The following is a 20,694-nucleotide window of genomic DNA, read 5'->3' on the forward strand; positions in this document are numbered from 1 at the left end:
AGCCTCTCAGCGTCGTCCACGGGGTGGGTAATCTCGGCCGTCACCGGATCAGTTGCGCGTCCACTTCTGGTTGCTGCCGCCGTGGCAGGTCCACAGCTCCACAGGGGTGCCGTTGGCCGTTCCCGCGCCAGTGGCGTCCAGGCACAGACCGGACTGGGTGTTGGTGACGGTGCCGTTGGCGTTGAGCGTCCACTGCTGGTTGGGTTGGCCGTTGCAGGTCCAGGTGACGACCTTGGTGCCGGGGCTGGCGCCCTGTCCTGAGGCGTCCAGACACAGGCGGCTGCCGCCGGAGGAGACGGTCAGCTCGTGGGAGGCGCTCTGCCGTAGTCGAAGCAGCACCACTGGCTGGTGTAGTTCGACGACGTCAGCATGTAGATGTCCACGGGCTGGGCGCCGGTGGCCACTGCGCTCGCGTGGTCGAGCCGGTAGCCGACGCCGGGGGTGACCTTGATGCCGAAGACATGGTGGCCGGCCGCGGTCACCGGCAGGGCCATGGCGTCCGCTCCGACGTCGGGTCCGCCCGGTCCGGGGCCCTTCCAGCAGCCGCCCCAGGAGATGGGCAGGTCGTTGTGCCTGGCGGTCTGGTCGTAGATCTTCGTGATCGTGCACGGCGTGCCCGCGCCGAACGACACCTGGGACGAGGCGCCGGCGTATCCGCCCGCGCCGAGCACTCCGATGTCGCGGTAACCGTGGTCGGAGGCCCGCCGGATCTGGTAGAGCGGCCCGTTGTACGACGCGAAGAGCGCCCTGGTCGTGGAGTGCGCCGTCGCGCACGGCGTACAACCCGCGGCATGGATGTCACAGGGCAGCGACGCGCCGACTGCGAAGGCGTAGACCTGCGCCGTTCGGACCGCAGAGGGCGTGCTGGTTCGCGAGGAAGTGGCGAACGTCGGGGTGCCCGACGCGGCCAGGGCCATCAGGAGCACGGCCGGGCTTCGCCTTCGTCGGCGAGCGCTTGCTGCTCCGGGTGAGGAGACCTGTGCTGTGGCGGTGTCGCCGCGCGGCGGTACCGAATCTGCCGGTGGCCGGGGGGAGGTGTGAGTCATCCCAGCGTCCACCGCTGGTTGCTGCCGCCGTTGCAGGTCCACAACTGGGCGGGGGTTCCGTCAGCCGTGGCCCCTCCGGTGACGTCCAGGCACAGGCCGGACTGGACTCCGGTGATCGTGCCGTTGGCGTTGAGCGACCACTGCTGGTTGGGTTGGCCGTTGCACGGCCAGATCTCCACCTTCGTCCCCGGGGTGGTCTGGTTGTCGTAGGCGTCCAGGCACATCTGGCCGCTGCCGGAGTAGACGGTGAGCTGCTCGGAGGCGGTATGCGTCCAGGTCTGGTTCGCGCCGCCGTTGCAGCTCCAGATCTCCGCCTGGGTACCCGCGGTCGTGGTGGAGTTCGGTACGTCCAGGCACTTGCCCGCACCCACCGCGTGCAGCTCACCGGTCGCGCTGGTGCCGCCGCCGCTCGTGCCGCCCGCGACCCGGTACAGCACCGTGCCGTGCGCCGGTACCGAGGCGCTGATCGTGCCGGAGGTGGTCGAGGACGCGCCCGACCACAGGTCGGTCAGGGTGTAGGTGGACGCCCCGGTCTTCCCGATCGCGGCCGCGGTGGTGGTGATGGTTGCCGTCGAGTCCGTCTCGTTGAACAGCGCCACCGACACGTCCCCGCCCGCCAGCGGCTTGGCCAGCACGTCCAGGCCGCCCGAGGACGCCACCATGGTCCCTTGTCTGCCGAGGGGGTCCTGGTCGACCGCGATCACCCGGGAGTTGGTCAGCGTGGACAAGGTGTCCGCACTGGCCGAGGCTATGTTGGTGCCCGCGATCAGCGGCGCGGCCATCTCCGCCCACAGACTGAACTCGCTGTGGCTCTCGGTCGCCGTCAGCGAGCCGTTGCCGACCTCCAGCATGTCCGGGTCGTTCCAGTGTCCGGGGCCCGCGTAGGAGGCCAGTCCCACGTTGCTGTGGAAGATCGACAGCATGCTGGAGTACGTGGGGGTGATGTCCCCGGTGGTGCGCCAGCTGTTGCCCACGCCCGCGCCCCAGGTCCACACGTTCTCCTGGCCCCAGTTGCACAGGCTGAACAGGATCGGCCGGCCGGTGGCCGCCAGGGCGTCCCGCATCGCGGTGTACCGGGTCTGCGCCGGTGCACCGGTGTTGTTGCAGTTGTCGTACTTCAGGTAGTCCACGCCCCACGACGCGAACGACTGCGCGTCCGTGGTCTCGTGCCCCAGGCTGCCCGGGTATCCCGCGCAGGTCGCGGTGCCCGCGTCCTCGTAGATCCCGAGCTTCAGCCCCAGCGAGTGCACGTAGTCCGCGGTGCCCTTGATGCCGTCGGGGAACTTGGCCGGGTCCGGCACCAGGTGGCCGCCGGAGTCGCGGCTGTGGGTCAGCCAGCAGTCGTCGATGTTGACGTACGAGTATCCCGCCGCCTGCATGCCGTTGGTGTGCATCGCCTGAGCGGTGGACTTGATCAGCGACTCGGAGACGTTGCAGCCGTACGCGTTCCAGTCGTTGAAGCCCATCTGCGGGGTCGCCGCGAGCCCGTTGCCGAGCGCTGCGGCGGGATGCGCCGCACCGAGCGAGAGCAGGGGGGCGGCCACCATGAGCAGCGCGGCCGAGAAGGTGAGTGCCAGGATTCTACGCAGGGACAGCAGTGAAGGCAGCGGCCGAAGGCGCCTGGCTGTCCTAGTGGTCGTTGGCATAAGTCATCTGCTCCTGGGACGAGTTGGGAACTGACGGGCAATCAGTGAAAGGCAGCGGCAGTGACGTCGGCCTGGAGGTGCCGGCGCTCAGGTTGGCGCTGCCAGGCTTGCAGGGGCCGCGGCCGCTGCCCAGGACGACGGCTTCCTGAGGGGCTCCGAACGGCGTCGAGCGCTCCCGTCGGCGCGCCCGAGAGCTTGTGCAGGGAAGACTCGCGAAACCCGCGTCCGGATACGGCCGCCGTACCGGGCGCGGGCGTTCGTTCCCAGGGCGCGACTACGTCACCTGAGGCTCCAGTGCTGGTTGGCGCCGCCGTTGGAGTCCCAGACCTGGACGGGGCTCCCGTTGGCGCCCTGCCCGCTCGCGACTTCCAGCGCCCGGCCGGAAGTGACGTTGGTCAGCGTGTACGAACCGTCGCCGTTCCGGCTCGCCCGCCAGTGCTGGTTCGCGCCGCCGTTGGCGTCCCAGATCTCCATCCGCGTGCCGTTGCCCGTCTGACCACCCGGCTCGTCCAGGGCCCGCCCGCTGCCGACGTTCGTCAGCGTGTACGAACCATCACTGTTCTGGCTCGCCCGCCACTGCTGGTTCGCACCGCCGTTGGGGTCCCAGGCCTGCAGGTACGTACCGTTCGCCGTTTCCCCGCCCGGCACGTCCAGCACCCGCCCCGTGGCGACGTCGGTCAGCGAGTACACCGTTCCCGAGACGATGCCACCCGAGCTTCCCGTAGCACCGCCCAGCGCGGACAGGACGGCGTCGTAGGCGGGCTTCTTGTTCCCGTGCGCATCGAACAGCAGCGGGTTCTCCCCCGTCCGCCACGAGTCGCTGTCCCTGATCCCCCACACCGTCATGCCGGTACAGCGGGCGACGTTCATGCACGCCTTGACGGTGTTCGCGTACGCCGTGGGCGACGCCTGCGCGATGTCCAGCTCGGTGATCTGTACGTCGACGCCGAGCGAGGCGAAGTTCGACAACGTGGTCTGGAAGCCGGCGGGCGGTCCGCCGGCGCCGAAGTGCGACTGGAAGCCGACGCAGTCGATGGGCACTCCGCGCGCCTTGAAGTCGCGCACCATGCTGTAGACACCCTGGGTCTTGGCGTCCGACCAGTTCTCGATGTTGTAGTCGTTGTAGCAGAGCTTGGCCGCCGGGTCGGCCGCCCGTGCGGTGCGGAAGGCCTCTTCGATGAATCCGTTGCCCAGCACGTTCTGGAAGACCGAACTGCGGTGCTGGCCACTGCCGCCGTCGGCGAAGGCTTCGTTGACCACGTCCCAGGCGTAGATCTTGCCCTTGTAGTGGGTCATCTCGGTGGTGATGTGGTTGTCCATCACGCTCCGCAGGGTGTTCGCGTCGGTGATGGAGCTGACCCAGCCGGGCAATTGGGAGTGCCAGACCAGCGTGTGGCCCCGCATCCGCTGACCGTGCGCGGTGGCGTGGTTGACGATCTGGTCGGCCGGGCCGAAGTTGAAGTTGCCACGGGACGGTTCGGTGGTGTCCCACTTCATCTCGTTCTCCGGGGTGATCATGTTGAACTCCCGGTCGAGAATCGTGGAGTATGTCGAGTCGCCGAGCTTTCCGGCAGCCACGGCCGTGCCGAAATAGCGGCCGCTGCCGGCCGCTGCCGCGCCCAGCGTGCCGGAAGCCGCGTGGGCGGCGGGGGCCGCCGTCCCGGCCAGGGCCAGTACCGTGGCGGCTGTCAAACCGGTGGCCGAGGCCAGGACTTTACCCAGACGGGGTCCTTCGTTGAACCAGGACATGAAGGATCATTCTCCTCGTGCGTGGGGGGAGACGGCGATCACGAGACGGGCATCTTGTGGAGTCGGTTCACGAGGTTCAGGAGACCGGCAGAGCGGTCCACTGCTGGTTGGCACTGCCGTTGCAGTCCCACAGAATCAGTTGCGTACCGTCGGTGGCAGACGCACCGGGGTCGTCGAGGCAGCGGCCGGAAACGGGGTTGCGGTAACCGCCGTTGTACGCCTGCCATTGCTGGTTGGTGCCGCCGTTGCAGTCCCAGATCTCGATCTTGGTGCCATTGGCGGTATCACCGCCCGTGGCGTCGAGGCACTTCCCGAGCGCCCGCAAGGTGCCGTCCGAGCGCGCGGACCACCACTGCGCGTCAGCGCCGTTGCAGGACCAGATCTGCGCGGCGGTCCCGTTGGCGCTGTTGCCGCCGTTGACGTCCAGGCACTTCCCCGCGACCCCGGAGTGCACCGGCCCGCCCACGGAGACCGGCGGCTTGATCCAGCCTGCCGCGTCCGCGGCCTGGACGCCCGCGTCGAAGGCGTCAGCCATCTTGCTGTAGCCGTTGTCGTTGGGGTGCAGGGGGTCGGACAGGTCCGCGGTCGTCAGAGCGCTCATGTCCACCAGGCGCACATGCTTGCCGGCAGCCTGCTCAGCCTGGACGATGCCGGGCAGCTTGGCGTTGAACGCGGGGCGGGTAGCCTCCTCGGTGCTGTTGGTGGAGACGATCAGGGTGCCGACGAGGACGGTCGCGTCAGGGGCGTCAGCCGTGATCTGGTCGATGAGCGCATGGAGCCGTTCGGCGGCGGGCTCGGCCTGGGAGCCGCCGTTCAGATCATTGGTGCCGATCTCCAGGGTGATCACGTTGGGCCGGTACCGGGCCAGCACGGAGTCCGCGATGCCGGCTATCTGGTCGATATGCCAGCCGGAGTGGCCTTCGTTGTCCGGGTCGGACATCGTGCCGTTGCGTCCCGACCCCACGAAGTCCAGGGCATGCCCCTCGGCCGCCAACCGGTTCCACAGGAAGCCCCGGTAGCCGTTCCCGGACGGGCTGCCGACGCCCCATGTGATCGAGTCGCCCAACGGCATCAGCCGCAACGGGTCGGGCGCGGCGGCCCGCTCGGCGGACGGCGGCGCACCGGTTTCGGTGGCAGCCGCGGCGGGCAGTGCGGCGCCCACGCCGAGCGCGGCCGTCAGCGCTGCGGCCAGAGCTACCGAGCACTTCTTCATGTGCGTTCCTCACAAGTGGGGGAAATAGCGGGGGTTGAACAAGCTGCCCCTTGCTGCAGCCAGCGGGGAGTGACGTTCTGGTTGGTCCCGGCGGCGTCCTTGCAGGGCCACTGGCCGAGCTGCCGGCCGGGGTCGTGGCCGCCGCCGTGGACGTGCAGACACAGGCCGCTGCCCTGGTTCCGGAAGGCGTACGAGCCGTCGGACTGCTGTAGCGGCAGCCACAGACTGTTGGCCGCTCCGCCCGGAGCCTGCTGCACGATGTCGGGGGGCGCCGGCAGCCGTGGAGCTGCCCGACACGGCAACCACCTGCCCGGAGTTCCGCACCGGCAACTGCCCGTAACCTCCCGCGGCCGGCACGAACGGGAACTGCTGGTTGCTCTGCCCGTTGCAGGTCCACTGGTCGATCGCGGCGCCCGCGCTGCCGGAGTCGCCGTGCACGTCCAGGCACAGGCTGCCGCCACCGATCACCAACTGGTGGTAACCGGTCGGGAAGCCGTCACCGCCCGACGGCTGGACGCCTGCCTGCTCGGTCACCTGCCTGGCGCCCTGCGGCCAGTTGGTACCGCCGACCCGGACGTTGCCGGTGAGCACGTTGTTGCGTGGGGGCCTGGTGGCGTACCAGTTACCCAAGAAGGTGCTGTCGTCGGCGTGGTTGTTGTCGTACATGTAGTTGTCGGAGATCACCGAGCCGGGGCTCGCGGACAGGTTGTAGATGCTGCCGTCGTCGAACATCGCGTTCTTGGTGTCGTAGATCAGGTTGTGCGCGACGGTGTTGTTCTTCAGCGTCGTGGGAGTGCTGTAGACGGGCTGATAGGTGTACGTGCCCCGGTTGACGTACTCGCGGCTGCCGCCCGGGTCGTTGACGCCCCAGCCCCAGCCGATGTCGATCCCGTCGTAGGCCAGGTGGTCGCACTGGTTGTGGGTGATCGTCGCGTTGGTGACACAGGTGGACAGGATGGCCGGGGTCTCCTTGTAGTCGTCACCCACCCCGCTGACCTTGTTGTTGCTGATGGTGATGTTCTGGTTGGTCATCTGTGGGTTGCCGGGGTGGTGCGCGTCCGGCTGGATCCCGCCGACCTGGATGCCGCTGCCGGCCTGAGCCCAGTGGTTACGGGTGGCCTCGAAACGTGTGCATCCGGACTTGCAAGTGCTCAGCCAGTTGGCGGGCATCGCGTAGGTACCGGTGATGTGCGCGCCGCTCTGCTGGTCCGCGTAGCCGTCGGGTCCACTCGGGCCGAGCCAGGAGGTTTCCGTGAAGCGGATGCCGGTGTTCACGCCGGTGCCGACATGGACCGACCAGATATCCTTGCTTCGATCATGCACCTGCCAACCCACTACCTGTTGGGCGCCTGACACGACCGGCTGTCGGCCGGGCGCAGCCTGGTAGGTGATGGAATGGCCGTTCTGGCCGCCGTCGCCGGAGCCGGAGGTCGGTGGCTTGGACGGCCGGTTCGTGCCACCGGCCAGGTGGACGACGACGTTCGAATCGGCCGAGAGCCGGTGCGCGGGCTGCTGCGCCTGGTCGACGGAGGCGAACGGCTGCTCGGCCGTGCCCTTCCCGCCGGGGGACGCATCGGGCGCCACGTACAGGTCGGCAGCCGCCGCTCGGCGCCCCACCGGACCCCCGTACCCGACCCCGGCCGCGGCGGGACTGCCGGCCGGTAGGGCGAGCAGAGCCGCGGGGGCTGCCCACAGGCCACGGAGCGCTCTGGCTCTGGACATGCTTCATCCTCCGGTGTCGGCGGGTGTTGTCCCGTGGTGTCGAGGCCTGCTGGCGAGCGGTTCGTGACCGGCGGTGAGCCGGCCACGAAACCGGAGCCGTCAGGTCAGTTGAGGTTCCATCGCTGGTTGGATCCGCCGTTGCACGGCCACAGTTCCGCGAGGGCGCCGTTGGCCGTGGAGGCACCGGTGACGTCGAGGCAGAGTCCGGACTGGGTGCCGGTGACGGAGCCGTCGGAGTTCAGCTGCCATTGCTGGTTGGCGCCGCCGTTGCAGGGCCAGGTCTCCACCTTGGTCCCGGCGGACGTCTGGTTGTCGTACGCGTCCAGACACATTTGGCTGCTGCCGCTGTAGACGGTCAGCTGGTTGGACGACGTGTGGGTCCAGGCCTGGTTGGTGCCGCCGCTGCAGTCCCAGATCTGCAGCTGTGTGCCGGCCGTGGTGGACGAGTTCGGCACGTCCAGGCACTTGCCCGCGCCCACCGCGTGCAGCGCGCCGGTGCTCGTCCCGCCTCCGGAAGACGAATTGCTGTATCCGGCCGCGGTGATGTTGGCCTGGACGGCGTTCTCGGTCGCGTCCGACGGGTAGCCGGAGGTCATCACCCCTTCGTAGAAGGTGCCTTGGGCGCCCTTGCTGTTGTCGCCGCCGGTGCCCAGGATGATGGCCCCCTGCTTGCGCATCGGGTTGTAGCCCGAGACGTTGGGACGAGGCCCGTCGTAGAAGGTGGACAGCCCCCCCGACTGGGCGTTGCCGCCACGGATCGCCCAGTGGTTCGCCCCGCCCTTGATGATGGCGGTCGTGTACCGGTAGTTGATGGTCGGATCGCCCGCGTTGTAGTGCTGGTCGACTCCGGAGAACAGCCCGTTCTCCAGGTCGGCCATGATCCACGGACCGTTGCCCGAACCGTAGCCCCAGACCCTGATATTGCCGAAGTAGATGGCCTCCATGGTGCCGTTGCCGTCATCGTTGCTGTTCGTCTCGGCGTTGCCGTAGTCGAAGCAGCAGCCGCCGTTGTAGTGCGTGCCGTCGAAGATCGCGTACATGCCCTCGGGGCTGTCCCCGGTGGCGATGCCGTTGGTGTGGTTGTTCCGGTAACCGGTGCCGGGCGCCACGAAGACGCCGTAGGCCTTGTGCCCGCCGATCGTGGTGGGCGCGGCGGTCGCGTTCGCGAGGTTGTCGGGCCCGCCCGCGGCGCCGCCCGCGGGCGCCTGGGTGAGGTTGTTGCCACGGCCGGACTGGTCGTAGACGATCGTGATCAGGCACGTCGTCCCCGAGCAGAACGAGTCCTGGGCAGCGGCGTCGGCATAGCCGCCCGCGCCCAGGACACCGATGTCCCGGGTGGTGTTGTCCGAGCCGCGCCGGACCTGGTAGAGCGGCCCGTCGTACGAGGCGTACAGCGCTCGCGTCGTGCTGTGCGCCGCCACACAGGGCGTACCGCCCGCCGCGTAGATGTCGCACGGCCCGGAGGCGGCGGCCCGCGCTGTGCCGGCCGCGGCCGTGGCGCCGATCAGAGTACCGGCGACGAGCGCGGCCGCGGCCCCCACCCGGGCGACCATGGTCCGCCGAAAGCGGGGCGAGCTTGCCTGCGGAGGGACGTGTGCCTGGTCCGGCACGCTTTCCGGCCTGCCACGGCGTCGTACCGCCGCGAGTAACAACCGGACGCCACCGCGGCCGGACAGCAGCTGACGTCTTGCACGTACGGTGCCCATCTGATCTCCCCACCATGCCGACGCAACCCGGTCGGGTTTGGTGTTGGTGGCGTCGGCGAATCCGGAAGCGCTTGAATGTGCTGTCTTTGCAGCGAGATTGCAGAGAGGTTTCGGGGGGAGACGGTGCTCCCGATTTCGCGGCACTGTCAAGGCTCTTGGAGCCCCTGTCGCAAACCTTGTCGCGGAATCGATTCGACGGCTGGATTCCAGCGGGTCAGAGCCGACCGACGCGTCCACGCGCGCCCCGCGGCGTGGCTGGCAGGTGGTGGCGTGTCCGCCGGCCGCGCGGACCGGTAGGGCGGGCGGGTATGGCCGCCGGCTGGTCCCGGGCCACCCGGATGACCTGCCATGCCGCCGGTGAACAGGAGCGCAGCCAACAAACTCGGATGCCGGGCCGCCGGTTGCCGAGTGCACCGGCCGAGCGGCGGGGCATCACCCCTGCGTCGGCATCTGACTTCGACTCGCGGCACGCCATTGACCGAGCACACCTCCGGCCGTAGCCTCATCCGTCGAAGCGCTTGCGTGGAACCGGTTCGCGCCGTACCTTGCGTAAGGCGTGAAACGATTGACCACCGGACGGTTCCCGGCCCGACGTCATTCCCCGTGGGCACATGGCGCTCAGACGCTCCTCGCCCATCTGTGCCTTCATGATGCCCAGACGCCTGTGAGACACCGTGGGGGCCAAGGCGCTCGTTCAGCACCGCTTGAGACCAGTCCGTCGAGTGATTTGCGACGTCTTACGCCGGCTCACCGCCGCGAACTCATCACCCTTGCGCCGCACGGCCGCAGGGAATCGGCGCCCGAACCCGAAGAAGACGCGATGAGACGAGATCTCGCCGCCGGGCGCACTGACGACCGAACCGGCGGCGACGATCACGTTGACGGCACCCCCCCCCGCTGGCAGCGTTGGACTACCAGATCCGGCACCGGGATGAAGGTTCCTGATCCCCTGGCTCAAAACTTTCGTCGACAACGACACCCTCTACACCCAATTCCGCTGCCCGACCTCCCCGGCATCTCGATCTGTCGCCCGAGTGCCCGTACGCACCGTCGACCGCCACGCCGCCCAGCGGGACGGGTGTGCTGCGTGCGGTGGTTGCGGGCAAGTGCCGGGACTTCACGGGCAGTTCCATGACGGCGGGTACGCAGACACAGATCCGTGACTGCTGTCGAGGCGTGCCGGCGTGGCCTAGGCCGCCTCATCGGGCCGGCCATCACGAATCGCCCGGTAGATGGAAGGTGCCGCACGGCCCGCACCAGCGAGGTCGCCGCCGTCCTGTGGGACAACGGCTTCTTCCACGACCACGCGCTCCGCGACCGCCTCCTCGCACAACGGCTTCGTGTCGAAATCGGGCTCGTCAAGGACCGTAGGTCTCACCACGAAGGCGGCCAGGCTCACCCGTTCAGGTGAGCAACTACGGCAGCGGGGTAGGTTCCAGTCCGTTGACGAGCGGGACGAGCATGCGCGCCATCTCCCGTTCCGAGAGCCCTTGTGGGCTGGTGGACGGTGGTGAGCGGCGGATCTGTGACCTGGGCGACGGCGCGGTGGTCGAAGCCGGCCCCCGCGATGTCGTCGGGACCAGCCGGCCGGCCTCGCGCAAGGCGCGCAGCGCTCCCGCCCCCATGTTGTCGTCGGCAGCGAACACCCCGTCCCTGTCGGGATGTTGGGCCAGCAACGCGGCCGTGGCGGCGGCTCCGCTGGGCTCGGTGCAGTCCCCCTCATGCGGTGGGTACGGTTTGAGTCCGGCTGCGAGCATGGAGCCCCGGTAGCCGCGGTACCGGGCACGCCCCGCCTCGGTGTCCAGCCGCCCGCAGATGGCCGCCACGCGGGTCCGGCCATGCGAGATCAAGTACTCGGTCGCCTCGCGCGCCCCGTCGGCGTTGTCGACGTCGACGTACCACCGGGGAGCCGGACCGACCGGGCGTCCGCCGAACATGACGGGCATCTCTGCTTCCTCGGCCGTCCGGGCCAGCGGGTCCCCGTCGCGCAGCGCCATCAGCATGGCGCCGTCGGCGCCCCGGGACCGCAGGAGTTCCTCCACCCGCTTGCGGCCCCGGTCGGAGGCCGCCAGACACAGCATCAGGTGCAGGGCGGCCTCCTCCAGCGCGGCCGACGCTCCCACGATCACCTGAGCGAAGAACGGGTCCGTGAAGATGGACGGGGCCTCTCCCGCGACGACCAGGGCCGCCGCTCCCGTCCGACGGGTCGCCGGCGCGCGGGCGGTCGGATTGCGTACGTAACCGAGCTGCCGTACGGCCCGTTCGACCGCCTCGCGCTTGGCGCGGCTGAGATGCGGGGCGTTGTTGAGGACGCGGGAGGCCACCGAGCGGGAGACACCGGCGAGTCCGGCCACCTCGTCCATCGTCGACTGCCTGCGTGGCGCGTTTCCTGCCATGGCCCGTGAGCCCCTCCCCCGTCGGCCGCGCTGTTGGCAGCGCTTCCAGTTCCGAGACGGTAGAGCCTTCTTTCCGCCATGTGAAGGGAGGGACGGGCGACGTTCTTGACAGGTCGAGCGGCGGGCCACACGATACCGGCCACAGCCCACGGTTCTCGAAGTCCCTGGGACCGCTGCCAGTTTGGGAGCGCTCCCATGCTTTCACCCCGCACTTCCTCAGCGCGCCGCACGCTCCAGACGAGAGCATGCGGCGCATCCCCGCCCGGAAACGAGGTACAGCCATGCGCCGCAGACTCCGCGCCCTCGTAACGGCGTTCTTCGCTTTGCCGCTGGTGCTCGTTGCCGCACCGTCCGCCCATGCCGCCGACCCGACGACCATGACCAGCGGGTTCTATGTGGACCCCGACTCCAGCGCGAAACGGTGGGTCGCCGCCAACCCCGGCGACGGCCGGGCGCCCGCGATCAACGCCTTCATCGCCAACACTCCGATGGCCCTATGGTTCGGCTCCTGGAGCGGCACCATCGGCACTGCCACGGGCGCCTACGCGGGCGCGGCGGCCTCCCAACGCAAGCTGCCCCTCCTCGTCGCGTACAACATCTACCACCGCGACTACTGCGGCGGGCACTCCGCCGGCGGAGCCGCCTCGCCGTCCGCCTACGCGAGCTGGATCGCCCAGTTCGCCGGCGGGATCGCCAGCCGCCCGGCCATCGTCCTCCTGGAACCGGACTCCCTCGCCGACTACGGCTGCATGACCCAGGCTCAGATCGACGAACGCGAAGGCATGATCACCGACGCCCTCACCCAGTTCAACCGCCAAGCTCCCAACACCTGGGTGTACTTGGACGCCGGCAACCCGGCCTGGGCGAGCCCGGCTGCGACGGCCCAGCGCCTCCACGAAGCCGGCCTTCGACAGGCCCACGGCTTCTCGCTCAACATCTCCAATTACTTCACCACAGCCGAGAACATCGCCTACGGCAACGCCGTCAACAGCGAACTGGGCGCCCGCTACGGCTACACCAAGCCGTTCGTCGTGGACACCAGCCGCAACGGTCACGGCTCCGACGGCCAGTGGTGCAACCCCTCAGGCCGCCGCATCGGCAGCCCTACCCAGACGGGCGGAGGCGCCGAGATGCTCCTGTGGATCAAGAACCCGGGCGAGTCCGACGGCAACTGCGGCGTCGGAGCCGGCTCCTCGGCCGGACAGTTCCTCCCCGAGGTCGCCTACAAGATGATCTACGGCTACTGATCCCGGATCCCCGTCTGGCCGACCTGGCGCGTTCCTGCCCCGCCACCGGGCCACGGGCACCGTCCGCCACAGCCCCGCCGGGTCCACCGCTCGCCGTCCTCCAGACCTCCCCTCGTCCATCCACCGCCCAGGAGCAGTCATGAAACCACGCAGCCTACGGCGCCGTGCCGCCGCCGTCATCGCGGCGCTCACCGTCTGCACCGCCCTCACCGCGACACAGGCTCAGGCCACGCCCACGCCCACGCCCACGCAGGACGTGATCACCCCGGCCACGAAGTTCTATGTGGACCCGCACAGTAAGGCGGCGAAACAGGCCCTCGTCGACCTCGGGAACGGCGACATCGAGGACGCCACGAACATGGCCAGACTCGCGAGCTGGCCGCAGGCCGAATGGTTCACCCAGGGCACGCCCGACGAGGTACGCGCCACGGTACACACGCTCGTCCGCCGGGCCCGGGCCGTCGGCCGGACCCCCGTGCTGGTCGCCTACGACATACCCGGCCGGGACTGCTCGCAGTACTCCAGCGGCGGAGCCGCGTCCTCCGCCGCCTACCGCCAATGGATCGACGCCTTCGCCGCCGGAATCGGCGGCGACAGGGCCGTGGTCGTAGTCGAACCCGACGGCCTCGCCAACCTCCCCAACGACTGCGGGCCCGCCACGGACCCGACCGGCGAACTCACCGCCGCCCGCATCGCCGACCTCCGATACGCCGTCAAAGCCCTGAAGGCGAGGCCCCGCACCGCGGTCTACCTGGACGCCGGCAACGTCCAGTGGCGGGCCGTCGGCGACATCGCCCAGCGGCTGCTCGACGCCGGCGTCCAGTACGGCGACGGTTTCGCCCTGAACGTGTCCAACAACCACCCCACCGACCACAACGCCCGATACGGCACCTGGATCGCCAAGTGCGTCTGGTACGCCACCGAAGGCCCCGAGCAGGCACGCGGCCACACCGACTGGTGCGCAAGCCAGTACTACTCGTCCGCCGCCCCCAACGACGGCGCCCCCGGCGACGCCGTCTCCCCCGCGGACCCCGGCACCTGGCGGTGGACCGATGCCTGGTTCGACCAGAACGCAGGCACCGCGCCGGCCGGCGAGCTGCGGCACTTCGTGATCGACACCAGCCGCGACGGCCTGGGCGCCTGGACCCCTCCGCCGGGCAAGTACAGCGGGGACCCGGAGGCCTGGTGCAACGCGCCCGGCCGCGGTCTCGGCCCACGCCCCACCGCCCACACCGGCGTCCCGCTCGTCGACGCCTACCTGTGGATCAAGACCCCCGGTGAATCCGACGGCAGCTGCACACGCAACACCGGCGGCACGATCGATCCCGAATACGGCATCGTCGACCCACCCGCCGGCACATGGTGGCCCGACCAGGCCCACGCACTGGCCCGCAACGCGGTACCACGCCTGACATTCAACCGCTGAGCCCTGTCGGACACGGTTGCTCGTGCTGGTCGCGTACTGGATCGCGGCCGGGGGGACGGGGCAGGCTGCCGAGGTGAGGGGCCAGCGGCGGGCGGTGCTCACCGAGCGGCGGCGCGAACCGAGACGGGAAGTGTGGAAATTGGTCGGCTACGTTCTCGCTTCCTGCGGCCACTGAGCAGTGCACCATCGGCTCGATCCCCCGAACGGACTGGCATGAGGACAGCGACCACGACGGCGAGGCAAGCAGCGCGACAGCGCCGCGCAGACACAGGCTCATGCTGGGCACCGCCGTCGCGCTGACCGCCACGGGAGTTCTGCCCGCTCTGGTCCTGGCGCTGCTCCCCGACCGCAGGGCCGACGCCGGGACCGCCGCCACCGCCCGGGCGAGCACGACCTCCCCCCAGGGCCGGCACCCCGACGGCGCCGGGTACGGCGACCGCGACGCACGCTGCGGCGTCCGCGGCTGCAGAGCCATCGGTCACAGGCACCCCGCGGCTCCCGCGCCCGACGCCCGCCACGGCATCGGCGGCCGTTCGGAGCCGGCCCGGCACCACCTCCCAGGGTGTCGCCACCGCCTACGAGGCCGGCGACGGAAACGGCGCCTGCCTGTTCGGCCCCAGCCCCGACCTCATGTTCGCGGCGATGAACACGACCGACGACGAGTCGTCCAGGGCGTGCGGGCCGCACGTCCTCGTGCGCGCGGCGAACGGCGCCTCCGTCACGGTCCGGATCACCAACGAATGCCCGGCGCCCTGCGACCACCCGGTCAACTCGACCTCAGCCGACAGGCGTTCGCCACTCTCACCGACCTCAGTGTCGGCCGGATCCCGATCACGCGGAGCCTGCTGAGCCCCGGTACGGCCGGCCCACCTCCATCCGGTACAAGTCCGGCTCCAGCCCCTACTGGTGCGGCATCCAGGCGATGGACCACCCCAATCCGGTGGCCGCGCTTGAGGTCCGCACCGCGGATGTCCGGCAGCAACTGCCGCGTACCGACTACGACTACTTCCTCTCCGCCGACGGCAGCGAGTGCGGCGGCGCGGTCAGAATCACGGACATCTACGGTGAACGGCTGACCAACACCGGGATCGCGCCGCGGCCGAACATCGTGCAACCGACCGGGGTCCAGTTCTCACGGCACTGATCGCACCGTCGTCAGGTGGCCGTGGCACACTCCCGGACACCCGCCGGTCAGGCCGCACACCATCCGGCTCCGGAACCGTCAGACGTTCTGGAGGTCCCCGAACTTCTCGAAGAGGAATTCGTGTGTCAGAAACGACACGTCGCAGTCGTGCCCCAGGTACAGCACCAGACATTGGTCCCTGGCGAAATCAGGCACCTTGGGGAGTACGTCCCGTCCGGTCGCCGGCTTCCGCTCACCCGTCACGAGCTTGGCCACCCGAACTCCGACACCACGGCGTTCGCGGTCTCGCAGAACCCACTCACGCAGGGTCGCCCGGTTGATGCCCAGGTCAGCGGCGATGCTCTTGTACGCCGCCCCGGGCGTGGACTCGTACAGGGCCACGGCATCGGCCGGGGAACTCGTCCGAGTAGTCCGCCATCGCCACCGGCGGTCTTTCCACCACCGCCGACGACGCTCGCTGACCCGGCCGGACGAGAAGTCGAGATGGGCGCCGGACCGGATCGGCCGCGACCTCCACGCCGCGCGGCCGAGCACGAAGCTGGTCGGGGGCATCACCTTTCTCCCCACCGCCGAGGGCTGGCTCTACCTCGTCCGCCGGCTGGACTTGGCCACCGTCGAGGTCGGCGGCTACGTCATGGCCGACCACCGCCGCGCCTCCCTCGTCGTCGACGCGCCGTGAAGATACACGACCGCGGCGGCGTGCAGCCCGGACACATCACGCACTCGGATCGCAGCGGCGCATACATATGAGCCGCATTCCGGGGCGGGACAAGGGACTTGAACCTGCGGCAAAGCTGTGGCCGCACCGGATCGCGCTTCGATATCGCCGCCGCGGAGAGCCTCTGGGCCCTGCTCAAGGAAGAGACCAGCACCGGCACCTGGTCCGACCGTGCCACCGCCCACGCAGAGGTCTTCGCTGTCATCGAGACGTTCTGCAATCGGCGCCGGCTACGCAGGCACAAGACAGGGCGACCTCGCGGCATGCCGCGTGCGGTGTCCGCACGGACGCGGGGGACGCACGCGGCCGAACGCCGGGCGTCAAGCGGAGGGTGCCGAGGCCGGTGCGTACTCGAACCAGTCGAAGGCGACCGCGCCCTCGGTGGCGTACATGCCGATAACGCGGCCGGTGAATCCGCAGGCGACCTCGGTGGACAGGTAGCGCCCGTCCAGTTCGACGAGTGGCTGGGCGTCCGAGGCGTCAGGATCGCCGAGCCAGAAGGCGACGGTGTCAGGGCCGGTGGTCCCGCCATCGGTGAGTTCGGGCGACGCGGGCACGAGGTCGGACGTCCGGATCGCGACGGTGAGGGTCAGCGGCCCGGACGGGACCGGTCGGCTGGCTATTGTCTGGCGCAGCGGACCGATGCGGGCGACGACGCCGGCCTCTCCGTTCCCGACCTCCAGTTCGTAGTGGTGGGCTTCGTCCAGGCGCACGCAGAGGCCGCCGCGTCCCGTACCCGGGTCGATCGCTGCAGTGACGCGGCAGTCGTGGTGTTGCTGGCGGTGGCCGACGAAGGTGTACCCGGGGCGGTCGAGGGTGGCACCAGTGGCGTTGAGGACCAGCCAGCCAGGGCGCTCGGTGAGCGACCAGGAGCCCTCCGGGCGGGTGAACGGCGAGACCCACTGCGGCGCGAGGGCGGACTCGTCGAAGTCGTCGCGGGCGGGCAGGGCCGGAACGGGGTGCCAGGCACCACCCGGGGCCACGTGACTCTCGGGAACGGGTGCGACGACGGGCCAGCCGTCCTCGTCCCACTCCACGGGGGTCAGGAACGTCTCGCGACCGAGCACGTGCACGTCGGGCGTGAAGCCGCGGGGCCGGACACCGAGCAGCACCATCCACCAACTGCCGTCGGGAGCCTCCACCAGGTCGGCGTGGCCGGTGTTCTGGATGGAGCGGCCGGTACCGCTGTGGGACAGCAGGGGGTTCGCGGGTGCGCCTTCCCAGGGTCCGCGCGGCGAGCGGCCGCGGGCGACGGACACGCTGTGGCCGCGTTCGGTGCCGCCTTCCGCGATCAGCAGGTACCACCAGTCGCCGATATGGTAGAGGTGCGGCGCCTCGGGGTACTTCAGACCGCTGCCCGACCATGTGGCAAAAGACCCCTCCAATACCTCCCCCTTGACCGGGTCGATCCTGGCCATGTTGATGCCGCCTTCGGGCCCGGAGAAGGCGCACCAGCAGGTGCCGTCCTCTTCCCACGCCAGATCGGGGTCGATCCCGTGCAGGTCGATCCACACCGGGTCGCTCCACGGCCCCTCGGGCCGCTCGGCCGAGACGACGAAGTTGCCGCCGCCGTCGATATTGGTGTTGATGACCCAGAAACGGCCGTCGTGGTGGCGGATCGTGGGGGCGTAGAGGCCGCCGGACGCCTTGGCTCCGGGGAGAGGCAGCGGCAGTTGCTCGGGCCGGTCGAGCACGTTGCCGATCTGCTCCCAGTGCACCAGGTCCTTGCTGTGGAAGAGAGGCAGCCCGGGGAAGTACTCGAAGCTGGAGCACACCAGGTAGTAGTCGTCACCGACCCGGCACACGCTTGGATCGGGGTGGAACCCACTGATCACAGGATTGTCGTACGTACGCACAGAATGTGTTCCTTTCAGGCGCCAGGGCGCCGTGCCGGGTTGAGTCCGCGTCAGTTCAGAAAGCTGATCACCACAGTGCGGCACCGGGGGGCGGACCCGGTGCGCAAGGGACCCCATGGCCGGTGGTGCTGTCCAGCCTGAGCTTCCAGGCGGTGCACGACGCCGTCGAGGGACGGTTCGCCACGCACGACGCGATTGGCGTAGCGCCGAAGCAGCGGGCTCCGCCCAGCAGCTGGCGTTGAGCACGACGTCGGCGGACGCGGCGTCTCGGTCGGGGCGTGCCGGGCGTGCGGGCCGGCACCGAGGTTCAGGGCCTCGGCGTGGACTCCCCGGTCGCCGGCCCGAAGGTCCAGCGACTCACTCGTCGCCCGTCGGGCAGTTCGGCGTAGGAGTCGTGGCGCAGTCTCAGTCGTGCCTCGGTAATCACAAATGCGCTGCCTTCGTGGTGGAGGGATCGGTCCGGGCGTTCACGCTGTGGGGCAGGTGCACCCCACCCCGTCTGTGGGACCGAGCCGCTCGGCGAGCAAGTCGAGGGCGCCCTGGTCCTCGACCGGGTCGACGGCCTCATGGCCGTTGTAGCGCCAGATGGCGATGCCCTTGGGCCCCCGCGTAGGCGTGGTAGGCGTGAAGACGGTGGATGGCGGCACGATCGCGTCCCGGTGCGGTGTCCCTGCGGCGAGGTCGACGCCTTCGAACTGCCGCACCGTGCCGGCGCCGTCGATCGACGCGGCCTGGTAGAGCACCTGGGGGATGGCGCGGGCGCCGCCCTGGTAGAGCAGCGCGTGCAGGGGCGTGAACTGCCACATCCCCACGAAGGTCAGCACCGCGATCGAGCCTGCCTGGCTGCCGAGCAGGTTGCCGTTGCCGAACAGCCAGGGCAGCTGTCCCGGGAGGCCGAAGTTGGGGTCGAGCAGGGCGCGCCACAGCACCGAGACCGCGGTCGCGGAGAGCAGCAGGGGGACGAAGAAGATCGCCGACAGCACGGCCCGGTTGCGCTGGGGTCCGGCCGCCCAGACGCCCAGCAGGATGCTGACGGGCGTCTGGGTGACGACTCCGAGCACGGTGAGGACCAGGGTGAGCCAGATGCTCTGGGTCATCACCGGGTCATGGATCAGCTTGGTCCAGTTCGCCGTCCCGTTGAAGTGCGGTGAGGTGATGCCGTCCCAGCTGGTGAAGGACAGCACCGCGACCAGCACCAGCGGGAGGATGGCGAACAGCAGGAAGAAGACGGTCGCGGGTACCGCCCAGACGAAGCCCGGGCGGGTCACCCCGACGCCGGCCCGGCGCGCCTTGAAGCGACGGCCGGACACAGCTGCGAGAGAGATTGAGCTCATCGGTCCTGCTCAGGAGTTGGACAGCGACTGCATCGCGTGGATGAAGCCGTCGGCGTCGGTCTTGCCGTCGAAGAACTTCTGAATGGCCGTGTGGAGCGGCGTGGCCGCCGCCGGAGGGTAGGCCTGGTCCCAGGACAGCTGGAACGAGGGCGCCTGCTTGACCAGGTTGAACTGGAACTGCGAGTAGTCCGGGCTGGCCGAGGAGGACAGGAAGTTGGCGGTGTTGGTGGTGGTCGGCAGGTTGCCGATGCCGAGTTGAGCCTTCACGAACTCGTCGGAGTACATGAGCTTGAGGAACGCCGCCACGGCGTCGGGGTGCTTGGTCTTCTTCAGCACGGAGTAGAAGTTGTTCGTGTTGCCGACGACGTCCTTCGGGTCGCCCTTGCCGCCCTGGACGGACGGGAAGGCGCTGTAGCCGAGGTCGTTCTTGGCGAAGTCGGGGTTGCCGGACTGCTGGGTGGAGTACTCCCACGAGCCCATCAGCTCGAAGGCAGCCTTGCCCTTGGCCAGCAGCGCCGGGGAACCGCCGTCGGTGAACTTCACCGAATCGAAGTTGCTGCCGAAGGCACCGGCATCGGTCAGCTGCTTCAGCATGCCCAGGGCCCTCTGGCTGTCCGGACTGGCCCACGCGGTCTTGTCACCGGCGAGCGCCTTCCGGAACAGGTCCGGCCCGGCGAGCCTGTCGAAAACGTACTCGAACCACATGAGGGTGGGCCACTGGTCGCCGCCGCCGAGCGCGATCGGCGTGATCCCCTTGCCCTTGAGCACCTTGACGTCGTTGATCAGGTCGTCCCAGGTCTTCGGGACGCTCAGGCCGGCGCTCGCCAGGACCTTCTTGTTGTTGAAGAGCAGCACCGGCTGCGTGCCGCGCATCGGGACACCGTAGGACTTGCCGTCGATCACCGCGGTGTTGAACACGGACGGGAGGAAGTTGCTCTTCAGCCCCGGGTCCTTGGCGATCATGTCGTCCAGCGGCAGCAGGAGGTTCTTCTTGACGAACGGCGCGATGCTGCCGCCGCCCCAGTTGAAGAAGACGTCCGGGGCCTGCGGGGTGTTGATGATCGTGTTGAGCTTCGACTGGTAGTCGGCGCCGGGGATGGTGTCCAGCACCGCCTTGACCTTCGAGGTCTTGTTGAACGTATCGACGATCTGCTTCTCGACCTTGTTCGCGGCGTCCCCGTATACGAGGACGTGGATCGTCCCGGAGTTGGGACCGCCACTGGACCCGCACGCGGCGGTCAGACCGAGCACCAGCGCGGTCGTTGCCGCGACCGCGGCGAATCTGTTGCGGGACGCACCGCTGCGAAGTCTCGCAGAGAAGGAATTCATGGCTTGACGACTCCGTCGATAGTTTCGAAGAGATTGTCGAACGATGCGGGAAACCTAGGCGTAACCTCGGACACCGTCAAGGCTCTGGAGAATCTCGATTCGGACGTACTGGCCGATGCCCTGAGCAGCTGGTATCCGTCACGTACAACCGCAACGACTTCG

The 20,694-nt window shown here is 69.2% G+C and carries 15 protein-coding genes and 3 pseudogenes; 4 read left to right on the top strand and 14 right to left on the bottom strand.

The annotated features are described in order from the left end of the window. Positions 1-48: 48 nt before the first annotated feature. From AC4OXY_RS01770 to AC4OXY_RS01815, 10 genes and pseudogenes are all read right to left on the bottom strand, one after another. Positions 49-339: an RICIN domain-containing protein gene (locus AC4OXY_RS01770; RefSeq protein ID WP_491992954.1), complete on the bottom strand. Its 291-nt coding sequence runs from the start codon at positions 337-339 to the stop codon at positions 49-51. Next, positions 300-917 carry an arabinofuranosidase catalytic domain-containing protein gene (locus tag AC4OXY_RS01775; protein ID WP_491994764.1) on the bottom strand — a complete coding sequence of 206 codons (618 nt, stop codon included), beginning with the start codon at positions 915-917 and terminating at the stop codon, positions 300-302. The genes AC4OXY_RS01770 and AC4OXY_RS01775 overlap by 40 nt, the downstream gene beginning before the upstream one ends. Before the next feature lie 125 nt (positions 918-1,042). Continuing rightward, the gene (locus AC4OXY_RS01780) at positions 1,043-2,692 is read right to left on the bottom strand and encodes a glycoside hydrolase family 27 protein (RefSeq protein WP_376289568.1); all 1,650 of its coding nucleotides are present in this window, start codon (positions 2,690-2,692) and stop codon (positions 1,043-1,045) included. 282 nt (positions 2,693-2,974) lie between these two features. After that, a pseudogene (locus tag AC4OXY_RS01785) lies at positions 2,975-4,441 on the bottom strand (glycoside hydrolase family 10 protein); the annotation flags it as partial. A 76-nt stretch (positions 4,442-4,517) separates the two neighbouring features. Then, the gene (locus tag AC4OXY_RS01790; protein ID WP_491992955.1) at positions 4,518-5,654 is read right to left on the bottom strand and encodes a ricin-type beta-trefoil lectin domain protein; all 1,137 of its coding nucleotides are present in this window, start codon (positions 5,652-5,654) and stop codon (positions 4,518-4,520) included. After that, on the bottom strand, positions 5,651-5,911 hold the full coding sequence (locus AC4OXY_RS01795) for an RICIN domain-containing protein (RefSeq protein WP_491994765.1): 261 nt from the start codon (positions 5,909-5,911) through the stop codon (positions 5,651-5,653). Before AC4OXY_RS01795 ends, AC4OXY_RS01790 begins: the two co-directional genes overlap by 4 nt. A gap of 67 nt (positions 5,912-5,978) precedes the next feature. Further along, a pseudogene (locus tag AC4OXY_RS01800) lies at positions 5,979-7,376 on the bottom strand (RICIN domain-containing protein); the annotation flags it as partial. Positions 7,377-7,480: 104 nt separating this feature from the next. After that, a complete protein-coding gene (locus AC4OXY_RS01805; protein ID WP_491992956.1) occupies positions 7,481-8,929 on the bottom strand; it encodes an arabinofuranosidase catalytic domain-containing protein in 1,449 nt (482 codons plus the stop codon). Between the two features lie 1,342 nt (positions 8,930-10,271). Continuing rightward, entirely contained in the window at positions 10,272-10,481 is a 210-nt protein-coding gene (locus AC4OXY_RS01810) for a hypothetical protein (protein ID WP_356024805.1), read from the bottom strand. A 16-nt stretch (positions 10,482-10,497) separates the two neighbouring features. Continuing rightward, a pseudogene (locus AC4OXY_RS01815) lies at positions 10,498-11,478 on the bottom strand (LacI family DNA-binding transcriptional regulator). A gap of 281 nt (positions 11,479-11,759) precedes the next feature. Between AC4OXY_RS01815 and AC4OXY_RS01820 the strand changes: the two are divergent. From AC4OXY_RS01820 to AC4OXY_RS01830, 3 genes are all read left to right on the top strand, one after another. Further along, positions 11,760-12,725, top strand: a complete 966-nt coding sequence (locus AC4OXY_RS01820; protein ID WP_491992957.1) for a glycoside hydrolase family 6 protein — start codon at positions 11,760-11,762, stop codon at positions 12,723-12,725. Between the two features lie 139 nt (positions 12,726-12,864). Continuing rightward, on the top strand, positions 12,865-14,151 hold the full coding sequence (locus AC4OXY_RS01825; RefSeq protein WP_491992958.1) for a glycoside hydrolase family 6 protein: 1,287 nt from the start codon (positions 12,865-12,867) through the stop codon (positions 14,149-14,151). A 922-nt stretch (positions 14,152-15,073) separates the two neighbouring features. Further along, complete coding sequence (locus AC4OXY_RS01830; protein ID WP_491992959.1) at positions 15,074-15,295, top strand: hypothetical protein; 222 nt, start codon at positions 15,074-15,076, stop codon at positions 15,293-15,295. A 78-nt stretch (positions 15,296-15,373) separates the two neighbouring features. Here AC4OXY_RS01830 and AC4OXY_RS01835 read toward each other — a convergent pair whose 3' ends face one another. Then, a complete protein-coding gene (locus tag AC4OXY_RS01835) occupies positions 15,374-15,550 on the bottom strand; it encodes a hypothetical protein (RefSeq protein WP_376289857.1) in 177 nt (58 codons plus the stop codon). 82 nt (positions 15,551-15,632) lie between these two features. On the opposite strand from AC4OXY_RS01835, the gene AC4OXY_RS01840 reads away from it, so the two are divergent. After that, the gene (locus AC4OXY_RS01840; protein ID WP_491994829.1) at positions 15,633-15,974 is read left to right on the top strand and encodes a hypothetical protein; all 342 of its coding nucleotides are present in this window, start codon (positions 15,633-15,635) and stop codon (positions 15,972-15,974) included. A 359-nt stretch (positions 15,975-16,333) separates the two neighbouring features. Here AC4OXY_RS01840 and AC4OXY_RS01845 read toward each other — a convergent pair whose 3' ends face one another. From AC4OXY_RS01845 to AC4OXY_RS01855, 3 genes are all read right to left on the bottom strand, one after another. Continuing rightward, positions 16,334-17,869 carry a glycoside hydrolase family 43 protein gene (locus tag AC4OXY_RS01845; RefSeq protein WP_491992960.1) on the bottom strand — a complete coding sequence of 512 codons (1,536 nt, stop codon included), beginning with the start codon at positions 17,867-17,869 and terminating at the stop codon, positions 16,334-16,336. Positions 17,870-18,336: 467 nt separating this feature from the next. Next, positions 18,337-19,203 carry a carbohydrate ABC transporter permease gene (locus tag AC4OXY_RS01850; protein WP_491992961.1) on the bottom strand — a complete coding sequence of 289 codons (867 nt, stop codon included), beginning with the start codon at positions 19,201-19,203 and terminating at the stop codon, positions 18,337-18,339. 9 nt (positions 19,204-19,212) lie between these two features. Next, on the bottom strand, positions 19,213-20,532 hold the full coding sequence (locus tag AC4OXY_RS01855; RefSeq protein ID WP_491992962.1) for an ABC transporter substrate-binding protein: 1,320 nt from the start codon (positions 20,530-20,532) through the stop codon (positions 19,213-19,215). Between the last annotated feature and the right edge of the window lie 162 nt (positions 20,533-20,694).

It is taken from the genome of Streptomyces sp. HUAS MG56, assembly GCF_058673395.1.

Excerpts from the sequence above, each read along its gene's own strand:
- AC4OXY_RS01830 (WP_491992959.1), top strand. The coding sequence starts at position 15,074 with ATGGACCACCCCAATCCGGTGGCCGCGCTTGAGGTCCGCACCGCGGAT.
- AC4OXY_RS01775 (WP_491994764.1), bottom strand. The coding sequence starts at position 917 with ATGGCCCTGGCCGCGTCGGGCACCCCGACGTTCGCCACTTCCTCGCGA.
- AC4OXY_RS01805 (WP_491992956.1), bottom strand. The coding sequence starts at position 8,929 with ATGGTCGCCCGGGTGGGGGCCGCGGCCGCGCTCGTCGCCGGTACTCTG.
- AC4OXY_RS01850 (WP_491992961.1), bottom strand. The coding sequence starts at position 19,203 with ATGAGCTCAATCTCTCTCGCAGCTGTGTCCGGCCGTCGCTTCAAGGCG.
- AC4OXY_RS01780 (WP_376289568.1), bottom strand. The coding sequence starts at position 2,692 with ATGCCAACGACCACTAGGACAGCCAGGCGCCTTCGGCCGCTGCCTTCA.
- AC4OXY_RS01825 (WP_491992958.1), top strand. The coding sequence starts at position 12,865 with ATGAAACCACGCAGCCTACGGCGCCGTGCCGCCGCCGTCATCGCGGCG.
- AC4OXY_RS01840 (WP_491994829.1), top strand. The coding sequence starts at position 15,633 with ATGCTCTTGTACGCCGCCCCGGGCGTGGACTCGTACAGGGCCACGGCA.
- AC4OXY_RS01820 (WP_491992957.1), top strand. The coding sequence starts at position 11,760 with ATGCGCCGCAGACTCCGCGCCCTCGTAACGGCGTTCTTCGCTTTGCCG.
- AC4OXY_RS01855 (WP_491992962.1), bottom strand. The coding sequence starts at position 20,532 with ATGAATTCCTTCTCTGCGAGACTTCGCAGCGGTGCGTCCCGCAACAGA.
- AC4OXY_RS01790 (WP_491992955.1), bottom strand. The coding sequence starts at position 5,654 with ATGAAGAAGTGCTCGGTAGCTCTGGCCGCAGCGCTGACGGCCGCGCTC.